Annotated in this window: 1 protein-coding gene; it reads left to right on the top strand. The window is 71.5% G+C overall.

Translation table 11 applies throughout. From position 1 onward, the window contains the following. Positions 1 to 599, top strand: a 599-nt coding sequence (locus A9X05_RS01870; RefSeq protein ID WP_156736204.1) for a fatty acid--CoA ligase family protein, incomplete at both ends; no start/stop codon positions are given.

The following is a 599-nucleotide window of genomic DNA, read 5'->3' on the forward strand; positions in this document are numbered from 1 at the left end:
AGCGGCGGTCACGAGCTGACGTCGCTGCGCAACCTGGCCTACGGCGGCTCCAAGGTGGGCCTGCCGCTGGTGCGCCGGGCGCTGGAGCTGCTGCCGCACGTGGGCTTCGTCAACGCCTACGGCCTGACCGAGACCAGCTCGACGATCGCGGTGTTGGGGCCCGACGACCACCGGGAGGCGCACTCGGCGGCGGAGGCGCACGTCGCCAAGAGGCTGGGGTCGGTCGGACGCCCCGTTCCCGGCATCGAACTGCAGATCCGCGACGAGGACGGCAAGGTGCTGGGACCCGGCGAACCCGGTGAGCTGTTCGTGCGGGGCGAGCAGGTGTCGGGGCGCTACACCGGGATCGGCTCGGTGCTCGACGACGAGGGCTGGTTCCCGACTCGCGACGTCGCCCTGCTCGACCAGGACGGCTACCTTTTCGTCAGCGGTCGCAGCGACGACACCATCATCCGCGGGGGCGAGAACATCGCGCCGGCGGAGCTGGAGGAGGTGCTCATCGAGCACTCCCACGTGCGCGACGTCGCCGTGGTCGGCGTGGAGGACCCGCAATGGGGACAGGCGATCGTCGCCGTCGTGGTCCCGGCCGTCGGGATCGA

It is taken from the genome of Mycobacterium sp. E3298 (assembly GCF_001666895.1).
GTDB lineage: Bacteria > Actinomycetota > Actinomycetes > Mycobacteriales > Mycobacteriaceae > Mycobacterium.